Genomic DNA, 8,076 nt, shown 5'->3' on the forward strand with positions numbered 1-8,076 from the left:
GACGTATGATCCGTGGATTCGCTGGGAACTCCGTCCGAAACCAAGGGCGAAGGGGAAACAGAAGATCCGGATACTATTGCAGAGGCGGCGGTTTGTAAGGAAGACGAGGATGCTGACGAGGCAGGTTGACTCCCAGCCATCTGAGCGGCTTTGCAATGTTTGTAGAAAATCGATATGGTATGAGAAGCCTGCCGTATCAAATTGACTGGTTGATGTTTCGCGGCAAGCTTTTCCATAAAGTGCTTCAAACTTGTCCGGTCTGATAGGTCATGCTGGTACTTATGACAAAAATCAAAATAATACCTCAGCCATTTGCGGTAGAAGGGCCTCACCCTCTCGGAGATGGACTCTTGAGCCAGGCATTTCTCAAAATGGTCTCGAATATCGTTTGGGATGTTGATCATAGCCTTTGAGCGCTAAAAAGATCTTGATAACATGCCAAATCCGGAGTTATCAGGTTAGAAATCACCTATATCCAAGCTTAAATTTTTGTCAACGGCAGGTTTTCTTGGAGTTATCAGGAAACGATATAATAACTTGTTATATGAAGATAAGGAACAAACATGAAAAACCAGATATTATTTATATTAATACCTTTCCTCCTATTATCAGGATGTGCGAGCAACGACCTTTCTCTCAGGCATGATGTCTCATTGTCTTTTGATTCAGAACGTATCGCATATGATGTGGTCGGCAAAGGAAAAACGACTTTGATTTTTATTCATGGCTGGAGTTGTGACGGACGTTACTGGCAGAAACAAATTCCTGTATTCGCAAAAGAGTATCAAGTGATCACAGTTGATTTGGCTGGTCATGGACATTCTTCACTAGATAGATCTGAGTTTTCAATGTTGTCTTTCGCCAAGGATGTGAAAGCAATTATTGATAAAGAAAATATTAATAGAGCTATTTTGGTCGGGCATTCAATGGGAGGTGGTGTAATTGCAGAAGCGGCCAGATTAATGCCAGAAAAAGTAGTTGGGATTGTAGCAATTGATACTTTGCATAATGTTGCAGAGCGTATTCCTCGAAGTGTAATTGACGAAATGGTCAAACCCTTTGAAGCAGATTTTAAAAGTGCCGCACAAAATTTTGTTTCACCAATGTTTCCGAAAGGTACTGATGAACAGCTGGTGAATTGGGTAAAAGAAGATATGTCTTCTGCCCCAAAGGAAATTGCTTTGAACGCCTTTCGCAACTACCTGGGGCAGTATGTAAGCGGAGAAGCTGCCATAGTATTTAACGATATCGCTATTCCTGTGGTCTCAATAAACGCCAGATTATGGCCGACAGCAGCTGAAGAAAACAGAAAGCATATAAAAAACTATCAACTTTTTTATATTGAAGAAACTGGTCACTTTCCAATGCTGGAAAAGCCCGAAGAATTTAATATGCTGTTGGAAAAAACCCTTAACTCTATAGAATCAGAAAGCAATAAAAACATATAACCAAAAAATCCAGCGGACGCAAAAAGCCGCGCCGCTGATGCGGCGCGAACAAGTTATTCGACCAGACAACCCAGCCTTCGGCTGGGCTGCTGCCTTGCCGCCGCTAAACGAAAAATGCTTTGCATTTTCCAGTCCGCGGCGTCCGCGGTTGCAGGTCAATTCCGCCGTTAGTGGGAAAAGGAGTATTGCATGCACATAGGGATCATTGGCGGAATTGGCCCAGCTGCGACCGAGTTCTATTACCGGAATCTGGTCAGGCAGGCCGACCGTACTGGTGCGGGAAAGCTTGACCTGACGATCGTCCACGCACAGATGTCAGAGTTGGTGGAGAATCTCAAGGCTGGCTCTACTCAGTCTCAGGCTCAGATTTATCTTGAGTTAACCAACCGGTTGAGGGCCGCAGGTGCGGAAATAGTCGGGTTGGCGTCCGTTGCGGGGCACTTTTGTGAGGACGAGTTTTCCGAGATTTCGTCGTTACCTATCGTAAGTATGATCGGCCAAGTAGACCGTTGTCTGGCGGAGCAGGGTCTTGAGAGAGTCGGGATACTTGGCAATAGGGTTACTATGGAGTCCCGCCTTTTTGGTGGTGTATCTGCGGCTGAACTAGTCGTACCTGAGGGCGATGACCTTGAGCTCGTAAATGAGTTGTACATGAATATGGCAACTCGAGGCGAGGCGACTGACTTTGAAAGTGACTCTCTTATTAAGATTGGAGCGCGCCTTTGCTCAGAGCAAGGCGCGCAGGCAGTACTGCTTGCGGGAACGGATTTGTTCTTAGCGTTTGGGGACGGCGATTGCGGGTATAAGGTGATAGATAGTGGCCTTGTCCATATTGACGCATTGGTGCGCCAGATCTAATAGATTGCCACTAACCAATCGCTCAAGTTCGTTCCCGGCCTTGCGGCCGTCCACCGGACGGCCCTGTCGGGCCGCCGCTTAGCTATTCGTTGAACACAACCGCTTCGCGGAAAGGAGTGTCAGTCAAGCATCTTAGGCATTGATGGGCCAGTCGACCGTTACCATATAATATCCCTTTATATTTAACCTGTGTTATTCCATCATTCTCCTGATTATCACCCATAATTCAGGAGGTCAAAATGACACCTGATTTTTGCGTTGAGCTTTGCCTTTCGACTTTTTGCAGTTGCGTCTGTCAGGATAGTTGTCGTGCTGTTGAAAAATAAATTGATCCGCGATCTTATAATGCGGTGCATTCCCGGGTTGGAGATTCCTGTTTATGTTTTACCAAAAAAGTAGAGGGAATGATGGCATCCAATAAGGCTGTGAATAAGAGATACGAGTGGCTTGATCAGTTCAGGGGACTTGTAGTGCTGTTCTTGATTTTGTCTTGCATAACATGGGAACTGTCCGGGAACTGGTCGGGTGATGATCCGATACTGGGCCCGACATTTTTAAACCATGGCTTTTGTTACTATGACGGAGATCCCGCCATCATAACAATAATTGATATCGGTCAGCAGGTATTTATGTTTGTGCTTGGCTTTGTAGGCTATATTTCATTTCGAAAACGACTTGAAAACATTAGTACAATAGCTGCATGGAGGCATGGACTTGTCAGGGTTGGATTATTGTACCTTCTGGCAATGATTGATGATGGAGTTCTTGAATTTATTTTGAACAAATCCTTTTCAATTCAGGATGTTCTTTATGCCGGGACATTTGCAAACCTTGCCATAGGTTCGTTCGCGGCATATTTCAGTCTGTATATAATAAAAAATGCTGAAAAGAGAATGGTATTAGCATTAATAATTATGACAATACATTCTTTTTTATATGCAAATTCCAATATAATTCATTATAGCTCCGGGGTCGAGTCAATTTTTCCATTCAATGCAATTAACCATGGGGCTATAGCTATTATAGGAACATGTTTCGGCCAATGGTACAAGGCATATGAACATAATCCGGACGCCGCTTTTAAAGCCCGGATTCTACCGGTATCCACTTTTTTTCTTGTGGCATGTTACCTGCTTGACTGGCTCCAGCCGGCAGAGCATCATGATGTAACAACCGCTTTGGCTTTAATGGCAGTCGGCAGGGCCGGTTTCATGATTGCACTTTTTTACGGGCTTGAGCGGATTGGATTCAAAATTCCACTGCTGAGTGAGTTTGGAAAGAATATGCTTCTAATGTTTGTACTCACTCCGATTCTCCAAGTTTACATTAATATTTATTCCAAGAATTTTCTTTCATCACATCCTGTCACGACCCTGCTGCTTATAGGAATATTTCCTGTATTGTTGCTGGCCGGACTTGCTGTATTTCTTGACAGAAAAAATATGGTATTGAAAATTTAGCAAAGAAGTTCAGGCGCACCTTATACACACACTGTCAGTTCCGGGACTTGAGCTCTTCAGTCCGTAGATCCTTTTTGAGTATTTTACCCACAGTCGACGTGGGGAGGTCATCAAGAATTTCCACCTCTGCAGGCCACTTGTACATTGCAAGCTTATCTTTGCAGTAATCAAAGAATTCCTCCCCTGTCGCGTTTTCCCCGGCATTGAGACTCACGAACATCTTGATGTTCTCTCCTCGTTTCTCATCAGGAACGCCAATTGCCGCGCACTTGGCCACCTTGGGATTCTGGTAGAAGACCTCTTCAATCTCGCGCGGGTATATGTTGTAGCCGCTGGAGATAATAAGGTCCTTCTTCCTGTCCACGACAAAGAAGTATCCGTCTTCGTCCATGTAAGCGATATCCCCGGAATGGAGCCAACCGTCCGTTATCGATTTCGCTGTTTCATCCGGTTTGTTCAGGTAACCCTTTGTGACTTGGGGTCCCCTTATGAGCATCTCTCCGGGCTCGCCCACGGGCACATCATTCTTGCCTGTCTCAAGGTCAACAATCCGTATTTCCGTATCAGGATACGGGAGGCCTATGCTTCCCGGTTTTATCAGCCCTCCGTACGGATTCAGGTGTGTCTGCGGAGATGTCTCTGTCATGCCGAAACCCTCGTTAATATCAACACCTGTAAGCTCCCTGAAGCGGTTGAGCACCTCCACAGGCAGGGAGGACCCTCCTGACGTAATGAGCTTGAAACAGGTCATGTCCGTCATTTTCAAGTCAGGGTGCTCAAGCATCCCGATGTACATTGTCGGAACACACGGTGAGATTGTAGGCCTGTATTTTCGTATGGCCTCAAGGAGCGCTTCTGGCTGCGGTTTTGGCACGAGCACGTCAGTCCATCCCATGTACATTGGCAGGTTCATGGCCGCAGACATTCCCAGCACATGAAATATCGGAGGCGCAGCAAGGGCGATTTCCTGTCCGCGATCAGTCCTGAACCAGTGCGCGTACATCTGCACCATGCATCCCAGATTCCTGTGTGTGAGCATGGCCCCCTTTGACAGTCCTGTTGTTCCTCCTGTGTACTGGTACACCGCAATATCATCAAAAGCAGACTCTACACGAGGTGAAGCAGGGTCATTGTTTTTTATGCATTCCTTCCATTTATATACGTCCTTTGCCTGTTTAACATCAGCGGCAAGTCCCTTCTTCTTTCCCAGAAGTGGGAAAAGCAGGCTCTTGGGAAAGGGGAGGTAGTCCCCCATTGACGTGTACACGATCTGCCGTATCTTTGTCTTCTTCCTAAGGTCTATCATCCTGTTGGTAAGCAGATCCAGGCTAACAAGGACTTTCGCACCTGAATCATTGAACTGGTGCTCAAGCTCCCTGTCAGAATAGAGCGGGTTGTTCATGACCACTATGCCGCCGATCTTCAATATAGCGTAGTATGCTGCAACACACGGGATCGTGTTCGGCAGAAGGATTGCAACCGCGTCTTTTTTACGCACGCCGAATTCGTATAGACACGCTGCAAACCGGTTGACCGTGTCCATAAGTTCCGTGTATGTAACAGTATATCCTTGGAAAATAAGAGCTGTATTATCCGGAAACTCCTTTGCCGAATTTTCCAGCATATCATGGAGACATATTTCCTTATACTCAATATTCACGGGACAGTTATGTGTATAGGAATTAAGCCATGGCTTGCTGCCATATGTGATTTGACTGGACATATACCCCTCCCCATGTGAATGTAAAATATTACACACGTACTATTATCAGTTCCAAACGCAACTGCAAAAAGTCGAAAGGCAAAGCTCAGCGCAAAAACTGGGCTTTGCAACTATTTGATTTTACCTAAAATCTTTAACCTGAAACTTAACACTGCCTGCAAAAATATGTTTTTTGCAGGCGCATCAGTTTCGGATAATTAAAAAAAAGCGTCAAGAACTAATCAGCGTCCAGCAAACTCATACAATTGATAAGAAATCGTTTTTCAGTCAATATGGATGCCCGCCCTCTGGTATTGGTCCGGAATAGCGATCTTATGGTTTGAAGGTAGTTGATTGAGTGTTTATAGGTCAAGAAGAAGAGCAAGGCGTCTGCAGGGCGCGGCGGCATAGAAAATGGACCGCCTCTAAGGAAGGGACAGAAACCGGGACAGGCAAACGACAGAAACCGGGACAGGCAAACTATGCTCCTCTTTTCGGCATAGGGAAAAAACCGACTTATTACTCTCTCAATTGAAATGCATTCGTGCAACAAGTTCCCTGAATGCCTGCATCGTCTTGTTGGAAAATGGCTATATTCAAGAGGTTGGAGCGCTCTGTCGCTGTATAGACGAATTTAACCAAGATATTTTCTTTTTAGGATCGCCCCTAGGTGAGTCCGGTCCAAGTGAACAACAAAAGCGTCTTGTTCAAGAATTTTTCCAGGAGGAGTTCGATAAAATCGAAAGCCCATTTCTTTCAACGCAGCAGCGAAATAGGGTGCCGCGGCAGAAAGTATTGGCAGGTATTGCACGGGTATCCGGGCAGCCCACGAATCCAAGTGACTCACAGGAGATGCAAAGAACAATACACAATGTATTTTCAGGATATTTCCATGGAGCCTATGTTCACATAATGGAGTCCTACGGAGGAAGTCTAGGAAACACGAAATACCATATCCAAGGACTTTCTAATACAGTCCGAATCCCAGAATGGACCAATACGCTATTGTATTATGTATACCATACGATGATTGCGGTAGAAATAGTCGCTAAAAGGTGTGATGATAAAGATTCAGTGAATAAGATTCGATCAGCAAGATTTTCGTTAGAGTCAACTACGGGGGTTGGGATGGATGATCCGAATGAAATGCTCAAGAAGATGAAGAAAGCGTAGCCGGGCTATTCAGTCCAATTCAGCTTACATCCTTTAATAAGAGCAATAGGGAAAGACACTTTGCTCCTCCATATTTTTCAGCTACATAACCATGTACCAATCCCCCCAGCTCCCTTCCCCCCGGAGATCGCATGAGCCGCATCCCCCATTTCCTCAAATCAGATACGTCCACCATCTATCACGTCATGTCCCGAACGGCCCTGGACGGATATCCCCTCGCGGATGTCGGTAAAGAAGTACTCCTCGGATTGATCAAAAAAATCCAGCAGGTTTTATGTCGTTGGGGTTCTCGGCTTTGCGCTCATGGGGAATCATTTCCATCTTGCAGTCCGTATGCATTCAACCTCCGGTATTCCCGACGATGAAATCCGCAAACACATGGAGGCCTGATATAATGACGGGAGATTCATCACCCCCACAGCCATTGCCCGCCACAAGAAAATGCTCACATCTGCCGATCAAATCCAGACCGGAAGCCGGGATGCCCTGCTCTGCATAGATTTCGGAAAAAATATAATAAGGCAAACAGAGGCCAGACAGGCCTATTCTTGCTTTATTCTAGATTCTAGATTCTAGAATATGAAATACTCATGAATTTACTTCCTCAAGACGTTTTCATGATGCTGAAGCTTGCTTTGTCAGCCCCTGTCGACTGGACCTACGACAAGGTTGCGTATGAACTCGGCCTGAGTCCATCCATGGCCTATAATGCGATCAAGCGAGCCACCCAGGCTCGATTGTTCGATAGACAGCGTAAACGACCACGTCGTAAGGCACTGGAGGAATTTCTCGTTCACGGCGTGAAATACGCATACCCTCCCGACATCGGAACCATGACCAGAGGTATTCCCACTGCGTTTGCGTCTCCAATGCTCCGAAACGAATTCGCCCACACGGGTCAGAAAGCCGACATTTATGTCTGGGCACACCCCAATGGACACCAACGAGGGATCGAACTATCGCCGCTCTACAAGTCGGTGCCGGACATAGCTGGACGCGACGAAAAACTCTACTCGGCCCTGGGTCTGCTCGACGCCATCCGCATTGGCCGGGCTCGGGAACGCACCCTTGCCGAAAAACTGCTGCTGGAGATGCTGAGCAATGCGACGACATAAGTATCAATGCATTGAAAGGGTGATCAAGGTCGCTGCTTTGTTGGAAGAGTTGGCTGACGAGGTTGTGTTCGTTGGTGGCTCTGCTGCTGGTCTGCTCATTAACGATCCTGCAATCCCTACTATCCGCCCGCCCCTTGATATAGACGTCATCGTGGAAATCGCTACACGCGGCGATTATTATCGCCTTCAGCAACGGCTCAGGGAGAAAGGTTTCAGTGAAGCTATGGGCGAGACCGTTCTATGCCGCTTCCGGCATGGCCCCATAGAAAATTTGGGACAGGCAAACAATACCCCTCGGTCAGCTCTCTCCAGCACTCCAA

At 46.4% G+C, this 8,076-nt stretch carries 7 protein-coding genes and 1 pseudogene; 6 read left to right on the forward strand and 2 right to left on the reverse strand.

Features of this window, described 5'->3' with window-relative positions:
• The coding region (locus ACY692_RS13245) for a phage integrase N-terminal SAM-like domain-containing protein (RefSeq protein WP_462325852.1) at positions 1 to 404 on the reverse strand (404 nt) is incomplete at its 3' end.
• A gap of 159 nt (positions 405 to 563) precedes the next feature.
• On the opposite strand from ACY692_RS13245, the gene ACY692_RS13250 reads away from it, so the two are divergent.
• The 3 genes from ACY692_RS13250 to ACY692_RS13260 all read left to right on the forward strand — a co-directional run bounded on the left by ACY692_RS13250 (position 564) and on the right by ACY692_RS13260 (position 3,766).
• Complete coding sequence (locus tag ACY692_RS13250; RefSeq protein WP_462325853.1) at positions 564 to 1,448, forward strand: alpha/beta fold hydrolase; 885 nt, start codon at positions 564 to 566, stop codon at positions 1,446 to 1,448.
• Between the two features lie 189 nt (positions 1,449 to 1,637).
• Complete coding sequence (locus ACY692_RS13255; RefSeq protein ID WP_462325854.1) at positions 1,638 to 2,306, forward strand: aspartate/glutamate racemase family protein; 669 nt, start codon at positions 1,638 to 1,640, stop codon at positions 2,304 to 2,306.
• 407 nt (positions 2,307 to 2,713) lie between these two features.
• Positions 2,714 to 3,766, forward strand: coding sequence for a hypothetical protein (locus ACY692_RS13260; protein WP_462325855.1), 1,053 nt, complete (start codon positions 2,714 to 2,716; stop codon positions 3,764 to 3,766).
• A 34-nt stretch (positions 3,767 to 3,800) separates the two neighbouring features.
• On the opposite strand, the gene ACY692_RS13265 is transcribed toward ACY692_RS13260, so the two are convergent.
• Positions 3,801 to 5,489 (reverse strand): long-chain-fatty-acid--CoA ligase, encoded by a 1,689-nt coding sequence (locus ACY692_RS13265; protein WP_462325856.1) that lies wholly within the window; start codon positions 5,487 to 5,489, stop codon positions 3,801 to 3,803.
• Positions 5,490 to 6,047: 558 nt separating this feature from the next.
• Between ACY692_RS13265 and ACY692_RS13270 the strand changes: the two genes are divergently transcribed.
• From ACY692_RS13270 to ACY692_RS13280, 3 genes and pseudogenes are all read left to right on the forward strand, one after another.
• Complete coding sequence (locus ACY692_RS13270) at positions 6,048 to 6,641, forward strand: hypothetical protein (protein ID WP_462325857.1); 594 nt, start codon at positions 6,048 to 6,050, stop codon at positions 6,639 to 6,641.
• Between the two features lie 635 nt (positions 6,642 to 7,276).
• Positions 7,277 to 7,756, forward strand: a complete 480-nt coding sequence (locus tag ACY692_RS13275; protein ID WP_462325858.1) for a hypothetical protein — start codon at positions 7,277 to 7,279, stop codon at positions 7,754 to 7,756.
• Positions 7,743 to 8,076, forward strand: a pseudogene (locus ACY692_RS13280) (hypothetical protein); the annotation flags it as partial. The gene ACY692_RS13275 and the pseudogene ACY692_RS13280, both read left to right, overlap by 14 nt.

This window comes from Desulfoplanes sp., assembly GCF_054921335.1.